The following is a 17259-nucleotide window of genomic DNA, read 5'->3' as shown; positions in this document are numbered from 1 at the left end:
TCGATTCTGAAAGATCAATCGTCCTTGATCGCCTTGTTCTCGCCGCGCAGCCAGAAGGCGCGGTGCGAGGCGAAGCGGTCCTGCGCCAGGTGGTCCTTCAAGGCCGGCAGCATCTGATGCAACTCGTCCTTCAGCGTGAAGGGCGGATTGACGATGACGAGGCCGGAGCCCGTCAATCCTGTCATCCCGCGGTCGCTGCGAACGATAAGTTCCGCACAAAGCATCTTGGTGATGTCAAGCGCCTGCAGCGTCTCGTGGAATTCCTTGATCGGCGCGCCCTTCTTCAGCGGGTACCATAGGCAGTAAGTGCCGCCGGGAAAGCGGCGATAGGCCTTTTCCAATCCCCTGGCCAGGCGGTCATATTCATCCTCTTCCTCGAACGGCGGATCGACGAGCACGATACCGCGCTTCTCCTTCGGCGGCAGATGCGCGCCGAGCGCCAGCCAGCCGTCGAGTTCCGTGACGCGCGCGTGGTGATCGCCTTCGAACAGCCGGTGTAGGCGGGCGAAGTCTTCGGGATGCAGTTCCATCGCCGACAGCCGGTCCTGCGGGCGGAACAGCATGCGCGCGAGCTTCGGTGACCCGGGATAAAAGCGGATGCCGCCCTCCGGATTGAGCTCGCGGATCGCCGAGAGGTAGGGCTCCAGCAGTTCGGAAACCTGGGCCCCGAGGTCTGCCTCCATCAATTTTCCGATGCCATCCTGCCACTCTCCGGTCTTTTGCGCTTCTTCGGAGGAGAGGTCGTAGAGCCCGATGCCGGCATGGGTGTCGAGCACCCGGAAGGCGCCCTCCTTCTTCTGCATGTAGCGGATCAGCCGCGCCAGAACGGCGTGCTTGAGCACATCGGCAAAATTGCCCGCGTGGTAGATGTGGCGGTAGTTCATTTTCGCTGATGTCCGTATGAATTCGCGTCATGGGGAGCTTTTGTGGCTTTTGGCCATTCAAGGCTTGGCATATACAAATGCCATGAACATTGCGACCCCCATCCACGCCAAATCCCCCAAGCTGGACAGCAAGGTCGGCCACACGGCCTGTCCGCACGACTGTCCCTCCACATGCGCGCTCGAGGTCGAGATATCAGAGGATGGCCGCATCGGCCGCGTGCGCGGCGCGGGCGATCACTCCTATACATCAGGCGTCATCTGCGCCAAAGTCGCTCGCTATGCCGAGCGGCTCTATCATCCCGACCGCCTGATGCATCCGCTGCGCCGCGCCGGCGTCAAGGGGGCAGGGCAGTGGCAGCAGATATCCTGGGAAGATGCGCTGGATGAGATCGCCGAAGCCTTCGTGAGGGCCGAGGCCAAAGACGGCAGCGAGGCGATCTGGCCCTATTTCTACGCCGGCACCATGGGCTGGGTGCAGCGTGACTCGATCGATCGTCTGCGCCACGCGAAGCGCTACTCCGGCTTCTTCTCCTCGATCTGCACCAATCCCGCCTGGACCGGCTTCACCATGGCGACCGGCGTGCTGCGTGGTCCCGACCCACGCGAGATGGGCCGCACCGATTGCGTCGTCATCTGGGGCACCAATGCGGTGTCCACCCAAGTCAACGTGATGACCCACGCGATCAAGTCGCGCAAGGAGCGTGGCGCCAAGATCGTCGTCATCGACATCTATGACAATCCGACGATGAAGCAGGCCGACATGGCTTTGATCGTCAGGCCGGGCACCGACGCGGCACTTGCCTGCGCCGTCATGCACATCGCCTTCCGCGACGGCTATGCCGATCGCCAATACATGGCTAGATATGCCGACGATCCGGCCGGTCTCGAAGCGCATCTGAAGACCAAGACGCCGCAATGGGCGGCCGATATCACCGGACTTTCCGTCGAGGAGATCGAAGCCTTCGCCCGCCTCGTCGGTACGACGAAAAAGACCTTCTTCCGGCTGGGCTACGGCTTCACCCGTCAGCGCAACGGCGCGGTCGCCATGCATGCGGCCGCCTCGGTCGCCACCGTTCTCGGCTCCTGGCAATATGAGGGCGGCGGTGCCTTCCATTCGAACAGCGATATCTTCCGCATGAACAATGCGGAGCTGACTGGCCGGTCGATGAAAGACGCGGATATTCGCATGCTCGATCAGTCGCAGATCGGCCGCGTGCTGACTGGCGATCCGGTGGCCCTGCGCCATCGCGGCCCGGTGACGGCCATGCTGATCCAGAACACCAATCCCGCCAACATCGCCCCAGAACAGCGCCTCGTCAGACGCGGTTTTGCCCGCGACGACCTGTTCGTCGCCGTGCACGAGCAGTTCATGACCGAGACGGCGGAGATCGCCGACATCGTGCTGCCTGCGACGATGTTCGTCGAGCATGACGACATCTACCGGGCCGGCGGCCAGAACCACATCCTGCTGGGGCCGAAGCTGGTCGAGCCGCCGCCGACCGTGCGCACCAATCTCTTCGTCATCGAGGAACTGGCAAAACGCCTCGGCGTCGCCGATCGCCCGGGTTTCGGTTTCACCGCCCGCGAAATGATCGACCGCATCCTGAAATCGAGCGACCTGCCGGATTACGACCATTTCCTCGAACACAAATGGTTCGATCGCCAGCCGGCTTTCGAGGAGGCGCATTTCCTGAACGGCTTCGCCCATCCGGACGGCAAGTTTCATTTCCGGCCGGACTGGATCAACCAGCCGGCGCCGAACAAGCCGCCGGCCGCGATCGGCGTGCTTGGGCCGCATGCCGAGCTGCCCGCTTTTCCCGATCAGGTCGATGTCATCGAAGTGGCCGATCCCGAGCATCCCTTCCGTCTCGCCACATCGCCCGCGCGCAATTTCTTGAATTCGAGCTTCTCCGAGACCAAGACCTCGCGCCAGAAGGAAGGCCGTCCCGAGGTGATGATCAATCCTGTCGATGCCGAAGCTAATGGCATCGCTCATGGTGATCTCGTCCGCATCGGCAACGGCCGCGGCGCTCTGCGCATCCACGCCCGCATCACGACCGAAGTGAAGCCGGGCGTGCTGATCGCCGAGGGTCTCTGGCCGAACAAGGCGCATATCGACGGCGAGGGCATCAACGTCCTGACCGGCGCCGATCCGGTTGCGCCTTATGGCGGGGCGGCCATGCACGACAACAAGGTCTGGCTTCGCAAGGACACGGTATGATGCAGCCAAAATCACGGGTGAAGATCGTCGGCGAGGAAGTCCTGTCGAATGGGTGGACGCGGCTGAGCAGCTATCTGCTCGACTATATCGACCGCAAGGGCGCGACCCAGCGGCTGAAGCGGGAGGTCTATCATCGCACGCCCGCCGCCTGCATCCTGCTCTATGATCCGAAACGCGATCTCGTCGTTCTCGTGCGCCAGTTCCGTCTCGCCGTTCATCTGAACGGCGATTCCGCCTGGATGATCGAGGTGCCGGCCGGCCTTCTTGACGACGACCATCCCGAACAGGCGATCCGTCGCGAGGCGATGGAGGAGACCGGTTATCTGCTGCGCGAGGCCCGGTTCCTCTTCAAATCCTATACCGCGCCCGGCGCCATCACCGAAGTCGTCCATTTTTTCGCAGCGCTCATCGACACTGCCGATCGCGTCGCCGAAGGCGGGGGCCTGGATGAGGAGCACGAGGATATCGAGGTTCTGGAGATTCCGCTGGACGAGGCGACCCGGATGATTGAAACCGGCGAGATCTTCGACACCAAGACGATCGTGCTGCTGCAATGGGCAGCCTTGAACAGGCACAAAATCGGATAGCGGGCGGGTGAGGGGCTTCAGGGACTTGCAGGGTACGTCCATGACGTTTTCCGCATTGAGATAATAGCGCTTACTTTTTTCATACGAATGTCATGGAGCGGTTCTATCCGCTGCGGCTTGTCAATCATCGGATCGGTCAGGAGAAAGCCCATGTGGCTCAGCAATTTCACCCTCGTTCTGCCAAACGAGGTGGTGGGGAGAGGTTCCGTGCGTGTCGAGGATGGCGCCATCGCCGAGATCCGGCCGGAACCGGTCGCCGGTGCGGCCATCGATGGTGGCGGGCGGCTGCTGATGCCGGGTTTCGTCGATTTGCACGGCGACATGATCGAGCGTGAGATCGCGCCGCGGCCGAATGCGACGATGCCGATCGATTTCGGCATTCACGAACTCGACAAGAAGCTTGCTGCCGCCGGTGTCACGACGGCATTTGCCGCCGTCTCCTTCGCGACCGAAAGCGTCTACGGCCATGTCCGCTCGCTGGAGACGACATCGGCGGTGATCGAGGGCATCAACCGGCTGCGCGACAATCTCCTGATCGACCACCGCGTCCACGCCCGTTACGAAATCACCAATATCGGCGCCGCCGCCGTGCTGGAGCGTCTGCTGAACGCCGGTGAGATCGACATGGTTTCGCTGACCGATCACACGCCGGGCCAGGGCCAGTACAACAACCTGCAGAGCTACATCCTCAGCATTTCCGAGCGCCGCGCCATCTCCGAGGAAATGGCGGCCGAGATCGTCGCCAAGCGCATCGCAATGCGTAACAATCCCGAAATCGAGGCGAAGCTGAAGGAGATCGTCGCGCTGTCGCTGAAGCACAAGCTGTCGCTGGCCTCCCATGATGACGACAGCGTCGAGAAGGTTGCCGAAATGCACGATCTCGGCGTCACCATCAGCGAGTTTCCGGTGACCGCGCCCGCCGCCGAAGAGGCGCGCCGCCGCGGCCTCTGGACGCTGATGGGCGCGCCGAACGCGCTGCGCGGCCAGTCGATGTCGGGCAATCTCAGCGCGCTCGATGCCGCTAGGGCCGGCCTGCTCAGCGTCATCGCCGCCGATTATCATCCGGCCGCCTTCGTGCCCGGCATCTTCAAGCTTGCGGAGATGGTGGAAGGCGGCCTGCCGGCCGCCGTCGCCATGGCGACCGGCAATGCCGCCCGTTCGGCCGGCCTCGTGGATCGCGGCGAAATCGCCATCGGCCAGCGCGCCGATCTGGTAGTGGTCGAGCCCGGCGACATCAACCGCATCCGCGCCACCTTCCGCGGCGGCCGCTTCGTCTACAGCGACGGCACGCTGCATCCGTTGCGGGCGCTGGCGGCTTAGTTTCAAGGCAGCTTGACTGTTGCTGGGGTGAGCGGCGTGCAAACGATAGCGAACCGATAGTTCGAATTGATTCAAGGCGATCACTTCAGCCGAGCAGCAATTTGTTGTGGCGTACGCCGAGTGTATGCCGTGCGCTAGCCAGCCTCTATGCGCTCCGAACTCGATAAAATCGTCCATGCTGGGTTAGTGGATACTTCAACTTCTTCGTGCATCGTTCGCCGATTTCAAGATCACGAGGCTGTACTTAATGACCATTTTTGGCCAATCCCGACTGACACGCATCACCTATGCCGTGCTGCTTCTGCTCATGTTCTGCTTCGACTTTGCAAAGGACCCGATCCAGCGCCTTGTTGTGGCCGAACACGATCAGGCGGCGCGCGAGCTAATGGCGCCGCGCCCGGCAGGCAGCACAGGGACCGCCGTCGGAGGAGAGGTCAGCGGCAAAAACATGCCCCTGATGTTCAAAGGACAAGAAGAGTTAGTGAAGCAGATTGCAGCCTCCGGCCGCAAGCCGACGGCAGAGGATATGCAAAATCTACGCGCCATGGCCGTTAAAGGGGCAACACAGATGGCGGTGGGCGTCGGAGCGAGCGACGCTGAAACTGCCAAGCTCGTCGCCCGCCGCTCGTTCTTCGAAACGCTATATGTGGTTGCCGCGATAGCAATGACAGCGATCACCATTGTAGGCCTGCTCTACATTGTATCGAGTCGCCTTCGCGATATCGGCTGGCCTCAATATCTGCTTTGGGTACTGCTTGCGCCCGTCTTCTTGCCGAGGTTTCTCGCAATTCCCCTGCCGGCACTTGCGATCCAGGGGGTTGCCTTTTTCTTCTATGGCGTCCTTCTTGTTCTTGCCTTCATTCCTGGTGAGGGCTCCAACCCGCCAACTCAATACAAGTTGGCCCAGTCGCCGACTCCGGCCAAACGTCGGCCGGGTCAGTTCGGACGGCTTGGCACGCAGTAGATGTAGCGGCTCGCTAAGCAGTATTTAGATTGACCTGCCGAAGCGGTTTAGGGGCTGTCGGAAAGCGGCCGCTTGTTGCTTCCATGCAGTTGACGCGTCGGTCGTCGATGTCGTTGGCTACCCCCGGCCAGGTCAGAAGAGGCATCGCAGTCATAAGGGGATCGATGGAGAGGCGACAAATGCCGATCATAAAGTGTAGCGGCAGCATTCCGGAGTCGTTCACGACCAGAAGAGGGCTACTTACGTCGTTCGGAGCGTTGGCATTGGTCGGTTGCCAGGGTGAAACTACGTCGGTTCGTTTCAAGGTCATCGCATCTGCGACGGTTGACGGCCGACCGGTGGAAAGCTCGTCAGTGATGGAAATCACCTATTCTAAAGTGACGCACAGCCTCATCGGAAACGGTGGCGCGACACGGCTCTATGGCGAGGCTTTGATTTTTGATCTTGGCGGCAAAGGTACAATTTACATCCTGCCGATCCAGCATGATCCGAACAATAGCCTCACCCAAGTTTACGAGGATGGGGTTCTTACAACCTTGGACATAAAGAATAGCATAGGCTCGCTGTCTGAAGCAGATTTTGCGGCCTGCGCAGTGCAAAGGGGCGGTATCCCTTCAAGTCGAAAACGAGCCGGCTGCCGGTGATTGTGTCGTTCAAGAACGAGAATGATCCAAAAACTATATTTGAGATTCAGCCGGGCGAGATTGGCCGATATTTTCCAGGTGTTCAGTTTACGGGCCTCGATATAGAGATCGCGACCGACCGGATAACCTGTAGATTGCAAACACGGCTTCCCTGGCTCGATACCACAATAGCACCGCGAAAAATTTTTCCGCGCGATCCTCCAGGGATCTCGCGGCCCCGAGATGCCTTGCCCTTTAGCTATATGATTACACCGGCCAGGTTCTTTGGAGATGGGAGCCGATGATAGCGAGGGTTCTGCTCCAAAGCATCGACTGCGGTAAAACATTGAGAAGGCCGCTTTGTGGCTCTGTACCCTAAGCGCGATCGCCGATCAGCGAAATCAGTTTGGCCCTGGTCGCGGTGGTCGTAGCCCCTATGCCCACGGCCTTGCCGCCTTCCATCATCACGCGGCCTTCAGCGAAGAGCCGCAGCGCCTGCGGATAGATCTGATGTTCGACGGTGAGAACCCGCGCGGCAAGGCTTTCGGCGGTGTCGCCGGAAAGGACCGGTACGGCGGCCTGGCCGATCACCGGCCCCTCGTCCATGCCTTCGGTGACGAAATGCACCGTGCAGCCGGCGATGCGCATGCCGGCGTCGATGGCGCGCTGATGGGTGTGCAGGCCAGGAAACAGCGGCAGCAGGGAAGGGTGGATGTTGAGCATGCGGCCTTCATAACGCTGGATGAAGGTCGCCGTCAGCAGCCGCATGTAGCCCGCCAGGCAGAGGATGTCGGGCGAAAGCTCGTCTAGCGCGGCAAAGATCGCCGCCTCATGCGCTTCCTTGCTGGCATAGTCTTTGCGGGGGAAGGCGAAGGTGGCGATGCCTTCGGCGGCCGCCTTGGCAAGTCCGCCGGCCTCCTCCTTGTCTGATATCACGCCGACGATTTCAGCCGGATAGTCGGCCGCTTTCGCTGCGGCGACCAGCGCCATCATGTTGGAGCCGCCGCCGGATATGAGGACGACGACGCGTTTGCGCGGCGCGCTCATATGGCAAGCGTGCCCTTATAGACTGTGCCGGCAGCGCCTTCGGCGCGGGCAATCATCCGGCCGAGCGTTATGACCTTTTCGCCTTCGGCTTCGAGCGCCTGCGATACCGCGGCGGCATTCTCTTCGGCGACGACCACGATCATGCCGACGCCGCAGTTGAAGGTGCGCAGCATTTCCTTGGCTTCGACGCCGCCCATCTTGGCGAGCCACGAAAACACCGGCGGGACCTTGACGGCGGCAAGATCGATCTCGGCCGCCAGGTGCTTCGGCAGCACGCGCGGAATATTTTCCGGGAAACCGCCCCCGGTAATGTGGGCGAGCGCCTTCAGCGCACCCGTCTCGCGGATCGCTTTCAGAAGCGGCTTCACATAGATGCGGGTCGGCTCCAGCAGCGCTTCGCCGAGCTTCTTGCCTTCGGCAAACGGCGCCGGCGCATCCCAGCCGAGGCCGGACAGTTCCACGATCTTGCGCACCAGCGAGAAGCCGTTGGAATGAACGCCTGAGGAGGCGAGGCCGAGGATCACGTCGCCCTCGGCAATGTCGCCGGAGGGCAGCAGCTTGCCGCGTTCGGCAGCGCCGACGGCAAAGCCGGCAAGATCGTAATCGCCGGAGGAATACATGCCCGGCATTTCGGCTGTCTCGCCGCCGATCAGCGCGCAGCCCGCCTCGCGGCAGCCGGCGGCAATGCCGCCGACGATCGCGGCACCCTGGTCGGGGTCGAGCTTGCCGGTCGCGAAGTAATCGAGGAAGAACAGCGGCTCGGCGCCCTGGACGACGAGGTCGTTGACGCACATGGCGACGAGGTCGATGCCGACGGTGTCGTGATAGTCCGCGTCGATCGCGATCTTCAGCTTGGTGCCGACGCCGTCATTGGCGGCGACGAGAACCGGATCGGTAAAGCCCGCTGCCTTGAGGTCGAAGAGCCCGCCGAAGCCGCCGATTTCGCCGTCGGCGCCGGGACGGCGCGTCGAGCGCACCGCCGGCTTGATCTTCTCGACGAGGAGGTTGCCGGCATCGATGTCGACGCCTGCGTCGCTGTAGGTCAGGCCGTTTTTCCCAGACTGGCTCATGCTGGTCTCCGATGGCTGTTTTTCAGGCGGCCAACATGCCGCGTCGTCTGCCGGTCGCAATTGCATGACAGGGGCGTTTATGCAAGCGCTGCATGGGAAAAGCCCCCAATTTCCCGCGTCTTCGGCCGGCATTTTCCGGAATTGCCGCGACAGGGTTGACCATCTTTGCGCCTGCATCCTATGTGCTGATGACCGCGTCGCAGAAGACGCGGCGTTTAGCGGCGGCGAGCGATCAGCGGGGAAGCGATGCCACAGCAAGTCAGCGGCAACAGTTTGAAGCGCCAGATCTTCTTCTGGCTGGCCGTGCTCGTCTTCTTCATCGCCTTTCTTTATGTCTTCAGCTCGATCCTGCTGCCTTTCATCGCCGGCATGGCGATCGCCTATTTCCTCGATCCGGTGGCAGACAGGCTGCAGCGGCTGGGTCTCAGCCGGATGATGGCGACGATCGTCATCCTGATCGCCTTCGTCATCACCTTCACCCTGGCGCTGATGATCCTCATTCCCGTGCTCGTCAGCCAGTTCAACGATTTCGCCGAACGGCTGCCGGGTTATATCAGCCAGCTGCAGCAGTTCATCGACAATTCGAAGAACTCGCTGCTGCCGGAATGGGTCAGGAGCCAGGCCGGCGCGATCAAGGATAATTTCTCCGGCATCCTCTCGGAGGGCATGGGCTTCTTGACCGGGCTCTTCGCGCAGATCTGGAATTCCGGCAAGGCAATCGTCGACGTCATATCGCTGCTCGTCGTCACCCCGGTCGTCGCCTTTTACATCCTGCTCGACTGGGACCGCATGGTCTCCAAAGTCGATCAGTGGATCCCGCGCGACTACGTCGCCGATGTCCGCCAGATCGCCAAGGAGATCGATCAGGCGATCGCCGGTTTCATTCGCGGCCAGGGCTCGCTCTGCCTCATCCTCGGCATCTATTATGCCGCCGGGCTCTCCCTCGTCGGCCTGAATTTCGGCCTGCTGATCGGTCTCTTTGCCGGCATGATCAGTTTCATTCCTTATGTCGGCTCGCTGGTCGGCCTCGTTCTGTCCGTCGGCGTGGCGCTCGTGCAGTTCTGGCCGGATTATCCCTGGATCGGCCTGGTGCTCGTCGTCTTCTTCAGCGGCCAGTTCCTGGAAGGCAATATCCTGCAGCCGAAGCTCGTCGGCTCCAGCGTCGGCCTGCATCCGGTCTGGCTGATGTTTGCGCTTTTCGCCTTCGGCGCGCTTTTCGGCTTCGTCGGTCTTCTGGTCGCCGTGCCGGCTGCCGCCGCGGTCGGCGTTCTTGTCCGTTTCGCGCTTTCACGCTACCTTCAGAGCGATCTTTATTTTGGCGGGTCGCCTGGCACTCGCGCCCGGAAGACGAAATCAGTTCCCAATGAATGACGTGAAGAATGCTGCGCTGAAGCGCAAGGCCGCAGAGCAGTTGTCGCTGCTTTTTTCGCACGATGCCGCTAGCGGCCGTGACGATCTCCTGATCTCGGAGCGTCTTGCCGCCGCCGTTTCCATCGTCGATGCCTGGCCGGAATGGCCGTCGCCGGTCGTGGTGCTCGCCGGCCCCGTCGGCTCGGGAAAATCCCATCTCGCCCGCATCTGGAGCGAGTTGAGCGGCGCCGTCAGCATCCATCCCGAGCTTGGCTCGGACGCCGCGGTTGCCGCAGCCGCCGGCCCGGTGCTGTTCGAGGATGCCGACCGCCAGGGCTTTGACGACAACGCGCTCTTCCACGTCATCAACAGCGTGCGCGAAAACGGCACCAGCCTGTTGATAACAAGCCGTCTCTGGCCGATGTCCTGGCCGGTTCAGCTGCCCGATCTGCGCTCTCGCCTCAAGGCTGCGACCGTCGTCGAAATCGGCGAGCCCGATGAGGCGCTGCTGTCGCAGGTGATCGTCAAGCTCTTCGCCGACCGGCAGCTTTATATAGATGACAAACTCGTGCTCTATATCGTCAACCGGATGGAACGGTCGCTCAACGCGGCCCAGACGATCGTCGAAAGGCTGGACCGGCTGGCCCTGTCTCGGGGCACGAAAATCACCCGGTCTCTTGCTGCCGAAGTATTGAATGAATTGGGAAATTCGGAACCGGCCGATTGACTGTCACAGTTCCGTCGTGAAACTGATATATTCGCCGTCGCGATTGGAAACGGGGGAAGCGGATCATGGACAGCGCAGTCGCAGAAAATCAGGAAGCCTTCCCTCAGACCAACGACAACATCCCCCCGCTGGAAGAGCTGCTCACGAGCCCCGAGCGCTTCATCAACCGCGAATTCTCCTGGCTGCAGTTCAACCGCCGCGTCCTCGAAGAGACGCTGAATACCGAGCATCCGCTGCTCGAGCGGGTTCGCTTCCTGTCGATCTCGGCCGCAAACCTCGATGAGTTCTTCATGGTGCGTGTTGCCGGCCTCGAGGGCCAGGTGCGCCAGAACATCGCCATACGCAGCCCCGACGGCAAGACGCCGGCCGAACAGCTCGACTCGATCCTGCAGGAGATCGACCATCTGCAGATGGAGCAGCAGGCCTCGCTCGCCGTGCTGCAGCAATATCTCGCCAAGGAAGACATTCTGATCGTGCGGCCCGGCGCCCTGAGCGAGGCCGATCGCCAGTGGCTGGCAAACGAGTTCGAACAGTCGATCTTCCCGGTTCTGACGCCTTTGTCGATCGATCCGGCCCATCCCTTCCCGTTCATTCCGAATCTCGGTTTCTCGATCGGCCTGCAGCTCGTCAGCAAGAGCGGCCGCGAGCCGATGACGGCGCTGCTGCGCCTGCCGCCGGCGCTCGATCGCTTTGTCCGTCTGCCGGATGACGCAGGCACCATTCGCTACATCACGCTCGAAGATGTCGCCAATATCTTCATCCACCGGCTCTATCCGGGTTACGAGGTGCAGGGTTCCGGTACGTTCCGCGTCATCCGAGACAGCGATATCGAAGTCGAGGAAGAGGCCGAAGATCTCGTCCGCTTCTTCGAGACGGCGCTGAAGCGCCGTCGCCGCGGCAAGGTGATCCGTATCGAGACCGACTCCGAAATGCCGGCCTCGCTGCGCCAGTTCGTCGTTCAGGCGCTGAGCATTCCCGACAATCGCGTCGCCGTTCTGCCGGGCCTTCTGGCGCTGAACACCCTTTCCGAGATCACCAAGGCGCCGCGCGACGATCTCAGGTTCCAGCCCTACAATGCGCGATTTCCCGAGCGCGTCCGCGAACATGCCGGCGACTGCTTCGCCGCCATCCGCGAAAAGGACATGGTTGTCCACCACCCCTACGAATCCTTCGACGTGGTGGTCCAGTTTCTTCTCCAGGCTGCGCGCGATCCTGATGTCCTGGCGATAAAGCAGACGCTCTACCGCACCTCCAACGACAGCCCGATCGTCCGCGCGCTGATCGACGCGGCCGAAGCCGGCAAGTCGGTGACGGCGCTGGTCGAGCTCAAGGCCCGCTTCGACGAAGAGGCGAATATCCGCTGGGCGCGCGATCTCGAGCGCGCCGGTGTGCAGGTCGTCTTCGGCTTCATCGAGCTCAAGACCCACGCCAAGATGTCGATGGTCGTCCGCCGCGAGGAAGGCAAGCTCAGGACATATTGCCACCTGGGAACCGGCAACTACCACCCGATCACCGCCAAGATCTATACCGATCTCTCCTATTTCACCTGCAATCCCGTCATCGCCCACGACATGGCGAACATCTTCAATTTCATCACCGGCTACGGCGAGCCTGAAGAAGGCATGCAGCTGGCCATCTCGCCCTATACGATGCGTCCGCGCATCCTGCGCCACATCGAGGAAGAGATTCAGCACGCCAGGAACGGCGCGCCGGCCGCGATCTGGATGAAGATGAACGCGCTCGTCGATCCCGACATCATCGACGCGCTCTATCGCGCCAGCCATGCTGGCGTCGAGATCGATCTCGTCGTGCGCGGCATCTGCTGCCTGCGTCCGCAGGTGCCGGGCCTTTCCGAAAAGATCCGCGTCAAGTCGATCGTCGGCCGCTTCCTCGAGCATAGCCGCATCTTCTGCTTCGGCAATGGCCATGGCCTGCCGTCCGACAAGGCGCTGGTTTACATCGGCTCGGCCGACATGATGCCGCGAAATCTCGACCGCCGCGTGGAAACCATGGTTCCGCTGACAAACCCGACCGTTCACGAGCAGGTCTTGTCACAGATTATGCTCGGCAACGTGATTGACAATCAGCAAAGCTACGAGATATTGCCCGACGGTACGTCGCGGCGCATGGAAGTGCGCAGAGGCGAGGAACCGTTTAATGCGCAGCAGTATTTCATGACGAATCCGAGCCTCTCAGGCCGTGGTGAAGCCTTGAAGTCCAGTGCGCCGAAGCTGATCGCCGGCCTGCTCGAAGGCCGCAACAACAAGTAAAACTGGACCTAAATGGTTGAATCTGAAGCCCAGGGGCGCCTTCCGGGGATTGCCCCGGTCTCCGTGGTCGACATTGGATCGAATTCGATTCGTCTCGTTGTCTACGAAGGCCTGTCCCGCTCGCCGACCATCCTCTTCAACGAAAAGGTCCTCTGCGGCCTCGGCAAGGGCATCGCCCTCACCGGGAAGATGGATGAGGAAAGCGTTGCGCGGGCGCTTCAGGCTCTTCATCGGTTCAAGGCTTTGTCCGATCAGGCTCGCGCCGCCACCATGTATGTGCTTGCGACCGCCGCCGCGCGCGAGGCGAGCAACGGACCGGATTTCATCCATCAGGCCGAGACGATCCTGCAGCGCCATGTTCGCGTGCTGTCGGGAGAGGAGGAAGCTCGCTTCGCCTCGCTCGGGATCATCAGCGGCTTCTTCAATCCGGATGGCATTGCCGGTGACCTCGGCGGCGGTTCCCTTGAACTGATCGATATCAGGGGCAAGGACGTCAGCAACGGCGTGACGCTGCCGCTCGGCGGCCTGCGGCTGTCCGAATATGCCGGCGGCTCGCTCTCCAAAGCGCGCACCTTTGCCCGCAAGCAGGTCAAGATGGCCAAGCTTCTCTCCAGGGGGGAGGGGCGCACATTTTATGCTGTCGGCGGCACGTGGCGAAACATTGCCAAGCTGCACATGGAGATCACCCGCTATCCACTGCATATGATGCAGGGCTACGAAGTCTCCCTCGGCGCGATGATACAGTTCCTCGATCAGGTCGTGGCCGCCAAGGATTCCAAGGAGCCCGCCTTTCAGGCTGTATCCAAGCATCGCCGCTCGCTGCTACCCTTCGGCGCCATCGCCATGCAGGAAGTGCTGACTGCAATGAAGCCTTCGGTGATTTCCTTCTCGGCGCAGGGCGTGCGCGAGGGCTATCTCTATTCCTTGCTGTCCGAATCCGAACGCAGGGCCGATCCGCTGCTGGCTGCTGCCCGTGAGCTCGCCATTCTGCGTGCCCGCTCACCGGAGCATGCCCGCGAGCTGGCGGAATGGACCGGGCGCATGATGCCCTTCTTCGACGTCCAGGAAAGCGAAGAGGAAAGCCGCTATCGCCAGGCTGCCTGTCTGCTTGCCGATATCAGCTGGCGCGCCCATCCCGATTATCGCGGTCTGCAGGCGCTGAACGTCATCGCCCACTCCTCCTTCGTCGGTATCAGCCATCCCGGCCGCGCCTTCATCGCGCTCAGCAATTATTACCGTTTCGAAGGTCTGCACGACGACGGCGCCACCGGTCCGCTGGCGCAGATCGCAACACCCCAGTTCATCGACCGCGCCAAGCTCCTTGGCGGCATGCTGCGCGTCGTCTATCTCTTCTCCGCTTCGATGCCGGGGATCGTCAAGAACCTGACCTTCCGCAAGTCGTCGAACCCGGACCTCGATCTCGAATTCGTCGTGCCTCCCGAATACCGGGACTTCGCCGGCGAACGCCTGGACGGCCGCCTGCAGCAGCTGTCGCGGCTGACGAACAAGCGGCTGGCGTTCCGGTTCGAGTAGGGCAAGTGCAACGGTCGTTGTGCCGTGCCAGAGGGGTGCCGCACGGCATGCCCTAAAAAAAGGGCGGCACCTTCGCGTCGCCCTCCATATTTCGTACCAAGAATCGCGAATTACTTCGCGTTCAAAAACTCGCCGACCTCAAGCAGGCTGAATTCGTTGTTATCGGCCTTGTCGACGGCGCGGCCGGCCGAGAAGGGCAGGTTGTTGTCGTTGCCGATGATGATGTGGGTGGCGTCGACGCGATCGACGTTTTCGATGGTCACGAACGGCATGTCGTAGACGCCGTCCTTGCTTCCAGCCTTCTTCTTGTTGTCGGGATCCTGGATGTTCAGGAGATCGATATAGCCGATCTTGCGGACGGCCTTGCCGGCATTGGCGTCGTTGAACTCGATCTTGTAGACGCGCTTCAGCATGGCCGGAGCTTCGAAGCAGTCCGGTTTCGGCTGCTTCGGGTCGGCGCAGGCCTTGTCGGCAGTGCCGGCGCCGCTGTCGCGCTCGATGACGAGGGCGGTGGTGTCGTCGAGCATGTTGAAGTCGCCGATCGACAGGCCCTTGTCCTCGAACGGATAGAGCCAGCTGCGGCCGGTCCACTTCTTGGCGGCGACGTCGAACTCGATGACGCGGATGGCGGTGTGGCCGTCGACCGATTCCATCTCGCCGTCATCCTTGTAGATGGCGCCTTCGAGCAGGCCGTAGAGCTTGGAGCCGTCCTTCGACATGGCGAGGCCTTCGAAGCCGCCGGAGCGCTTCAGGTTGAAGACCGGCATCTTTGCGACCGGATTGCCCGGGAGCTGGATCAGCGGATTGTCGGGCGAAAGCACCGGCTTGCCGTCGAGCGTGGTCGGGATCACGTCGGTCAGGCGGCCTTCCCTGTCGACCTTCAGGAGGTAGGGACCGAATTCGTCGCCGAGCCAGAAGCCGTCGGCAACCGGCTGGATCGATTCGATGTCGAAGTCGGCGCCTGTGAGGTAGCGGGTATCCGTGCCTTCGAGCACGATCGGGAAGGGGGCGATCTTGTTGGGATCGGAAAGGAAGAGGTTCCTGACAACCTCGGCCTTGTTGGCGGTCCAGTCGAACTTCATTTGGTGCAGGAACAGCATGGAGTCCGAAGAATTGGCTTTCGAGCCGAAACCGTTGTCCGAGAGCGTCCAGAAAGTGCCGTCCGTCGTCGTCTTGACGCCCGAGAAGCCCTGGATCGGCTGACCGTCGAAAGGAAGCTTCAGGTCGGTGACGCGGGCGCCGTCCTTGCCGGGGACGGTGCCGAGCGCCTCGGTGCGCTTGCGGTCCGCCGTCGTGAACTTGCCGGAATGCTTGAGGAACTCAGGAGCGTCGGCCGGAGCCGGAACCATCGTGTTGGCAGGCAGGATTGCCTGGCCGGCGAGCTTGGCCGGAAATTCCTGCTGGTCGGCCAAAGCGGAGCCGGCAATCAGAATGAAAAGCGATACGGAAGCAAAAAGGACGTTCTTCATAATATCCCCTGGGAACGGATGCCAATGCCTCCGCTTAACAGGGCTTCCGTGTCAGCGAATTGACGGTTGGGTGAAGCTTTGGTGACGTGAGGCCAAGCCCGTTGCTCAGCCGTGCAGAATGACTGCGGGTGTTTTCAGCACAGTCACCGCGCGTGAGGAAAGCGCCATGACACCGAGTGCCTGGCCACGTCCCTTCACCGCATGGATCCCGAGGTCTTCGCAGGAGATATCGTCGGGAAAGTGAATACGCCGGGCAAGCTCGGACGAGATCAGGACATGCCGGTTCAGGCTGCGGCAGAGCGTTTCCAGCCGGGCGGTCGTGTTCACGGTGTCGCCGAAATAGCTGATCTTGTGATGATCGACGCCGACTTCCGCGGTGATGATCTCGCCGCCGTGAAGGGCGGCGCGCAGCTTCGGCACCTGTCCGTAGCTCTTCCGCCAGCCGGCGGCATTGGCCTCGATGTCCGCAAGGATGTCGAAGATGCAGCGAACGCAGCGCGCATCCTTGATGCCGCGGGCAAGCGGCCAGGTGATGATCGCGGCATCGCCGACATAGTCGTTGATCATGCCTTTGTGGCGCCGGACGGGCTCGGCGAAGGTCGCAAACAATGAGCTCAGCAGCTGCTGCGCCCGGAGGTCGCCGTGCTTTTCCGCAAAAGCCGTCGAATCGACGAGGTCGATGAACAGGAAGACGCGTTCTTCCTTGCGCGGATTGCGATAGCGGCTGATGAGCATGCTGATGAATACTTCGCGGCCGAGCAACTCCCGCACGCGCAGGATGAAGATCAGCGCCGAGCAGACGGCAAGCGCATAGAGGAAGACATTGAAGGGCATGATGATGAGGTCGAGGAGCGACGTCGGCTTCAGCATGCCGAGCGCCCAGAGCAGCAGGCCGGCGCAGGCAAAGCCGATGCTCATCAGGATTTCGTAGATCACCAGCTCGGTGATGATGAAAACGAAAGTCGGCAGCCTCTGGATGCGCCTGTAGATCGTGCGAAACAGCACCTTGCGCTCGAAAGCCAGGATCGGCATGCCGATGAAGAGCGCGAAGATCGCTCCGATGACGGGCGTCTGATTGGAGTAGAACATCAGATCGTAGACGACGCCGCTGGCGGCCAGCACCAGCGCGATCAAGATCCAGTTTTGCGTCGGAGATATTTCCCGCATGCCGACTCTTCGTCCGAAGTTTTCCCA

Annotated in this window: 14 protein-coding genes; 9 read left to right on the top strand and 5 right to left on the bottom strand. The window is 61.5% G+C overall.

Annotation, left to right across the window (positions count from 1 at the left end):
* Nucleotides 1–14: 14 nt before the first annotated feature.
* Complete coding sequence (locus ATY77_RS15310) at nucleotides 15–884, bottom strand: 23S rRNA (adenine(2030)-N(6))-methyltransferase RlmJ (RefSeq protein WP_088687975.1); 870 nt, start codon at nucleotides 882–884, stop codon at nucleotides 15–17.
* Between the two features lie 16 nt (nucleotides 885–900).
* Between ATY77_RS15310 and ATY77_RS15305 the strand changes: the two genes are divergently transcribed.
* The 5 genes from ATY77_RS15305 (at nucleotide 901) to ATY77_RS32870 (ending at nucleotide 6620) form a co-directional block, all read left to right on the top strand.
* Nucleotides 901–3105: a molybdopterin oxidoreductase family protein gene (locus ATY77_RS15305; RefSeq protein ID WP_088687974.1), complete on the top strand. Its 2205-nt coding sequence runs from the start codon at nucleotides 901–903 to the stop codon at nucleotides 3103–3105.
* On the top strand, nucleotides 3102–3692 hold the full coding sequence (locus tag ATY77_RS15300; protein ID WP_088687973.1) for an NUDIX domain-containing protein: 591 nt from the start codon (nucleotides 3102–3104) through the stop codon (nucleotides 3690–3692). The genes ATY77_RS15305 and ATY77_RS15300 overlap by 4 nt, the downstream gene beginning before the upstream one ends.
* Nucleotides 3693–3842: 150 nt before the next feature.
* Complete coding sequence (locus ATY77_RS15295) at nucleotides 3843–5012, top strand: alpha-D-ribose 1-methylphosphonate 5-triphosphate diphosphatase (protein WP_088687972.1); 1170 nt, start codon at nucleotides 3843–3845, stop codon at nucleotides 5010–5012.
* A 247-nt stretch (nucleotides 5013–5259) separates the two neighbouring features.
* Nucleotides 5260–5976, top strand: coding sequence for a hypothetical protein (locus tag ATY77_RS15290; protein ID WP_088687971.1), 717 nt, complete (start codon nucleotides 5260–5262; stop codon nucleotides 5974–5976).
* A gap of 179 nt (nucleotides 5977–6155) precedes the next feature.
* Complete coding sequence (locus ATY77_RS32870; RefSeq protein ID WP_190237637.1) at nucleotides 6156–6620, top strand: hypothetical protein; 465 nt, start codon at nucleotides 6156–6158, stop codon at nucleotides 6618–6620.
* Nucleotides 6621–6974: 354 nt separating this feature from the next.
* On the opposite strand, the gene purN is transcribed toward ATY77_RS32870, so the two are convergent.
* The gene (gene purN, locus ATY77_RS15280) at nucleotides 6975–7646 is read right to left on the bottom strand and encodes a phosphoribosylglycinamide formyltransferase (protein ID WP_088687970.1); all 672 of its coding nucleotides are present in this window, start codon (nucleotides 7644–7646) and stop codon (nucleotides 6975–6977) included.
* A complete protein-coding gene (purM, locus tag ATY77_RS15275) occupies nucleotides 7643–8716 on the bottom strand; it encodes a phosphoribosylformylglycinamidine cyclo-ligase (protein WP_088687969.1) in 1074 nt (357 codons plus the stop codon). Before purM ends, purN begins: the two co-directional genes overlap by 4 nt.
* Nucleotides 8717–8962: 246 nt before the next feature.
* On the opposite strand from purM, the gene ATY77_RS15270 reads away from it, so the two are divergent.
* The 4 genes from ATY77_RS15270 (at nucleotide 8963) to ppx (ending at nucleotide 14596) form a co-directional block, all read left to right on the top strand.
* Nucleotides 8963–10087 (top strand): AI-2E family transporter, encoded by a 1125-nt coding sequence (locus tag ATY77_RS15270; RefSeq protein ID WP_088677064.1) that lies wholly within the window; start codon nucleotides 8963–8965, stop codon nucleotides 10085–10087.
* The gene (gene hdaA, locus ATY77_RS15265) at nucleotides 10080–10793 is read left to right on the top strand and encodes a DnaA regulatory inactivator HdaA (RefSeq protein ID WP_088687968.1); all 714 of its coding nucleotides are present in this window, start codon (nucleotides 10080–10082) and stop codon (nucleotides 10791–10793) included. Before ATY77_RS15270 ends, hdaA begins: the two co-directional genes overlap by 8 nt.
* 65 nt (nucleotides 10794–10858) lie before the next feature.
* Entirely contained in the window at nucleotides 10859–13063 is a 2205-nt protein-coding gene (locus tag ATY77_RS15260) for an RNA degradosome polyphosphate kinase (protein WP_088677066.1), read from the top strand.
* A gap of 12 nt (nucleotides 13064–13075) precedes the next feature.
* Nucleotides 13076–14596, top strand: coding sequence for an exopolyphosphatase (gene ppx, locus ATY77_RS15255; RefSeq protein WP_088687967.1), 1521 nt, complete (start codon nucleotides 13076–13078; stop codon nucleotides 14594–14596).
* Nucleotides 14597–14706: 110 nt separating this feature from the next.
* On the opposite strand, the gene ATY77_RS15250 is transcribed toward ppx, so the two are convergent.
* Complete coding sequence (locus tag ATY77_RS15250) at nucleotides 14707–16065, bottom strand: esterase-like activity of phytase family protein (RefSeq protein ID WP_088687966.1); 1359 nt, start codon at nucleotides 16063–16065, stop codon at nucleotides 14707–14709.
* A gap of 105 nt (nucleotides 16066–16170) precedes the next feature.
* Entirely contained in the window at nucleotides 16171–17232 is a 1062-nt protein-coding gene (locus ATY77_RS15245) for an adenylate/guanylate cyclase domain-containing protein (protein ID WP_088687965.1), read from the bottom strand.
* Between the last annotated feature and the right edge of the window lie 27 nt (nucleotides 17233–17259).

Origin of the sequence: Rhizobium sp. R634 (assembly GCF_002211305.1) — a bacterium.
Classification (GTDB): domain Bacteria; phylum Pseudomonadota; class Alphaproteobacteria; order Rhizobiales; family Rhizobiaceae; genus Rhizobium.
The sequence above is the reverse complement of the archived record's forward strand: the minus strand, read 5'-3'. Positions and strand labels throughout refer to the sequence as shown.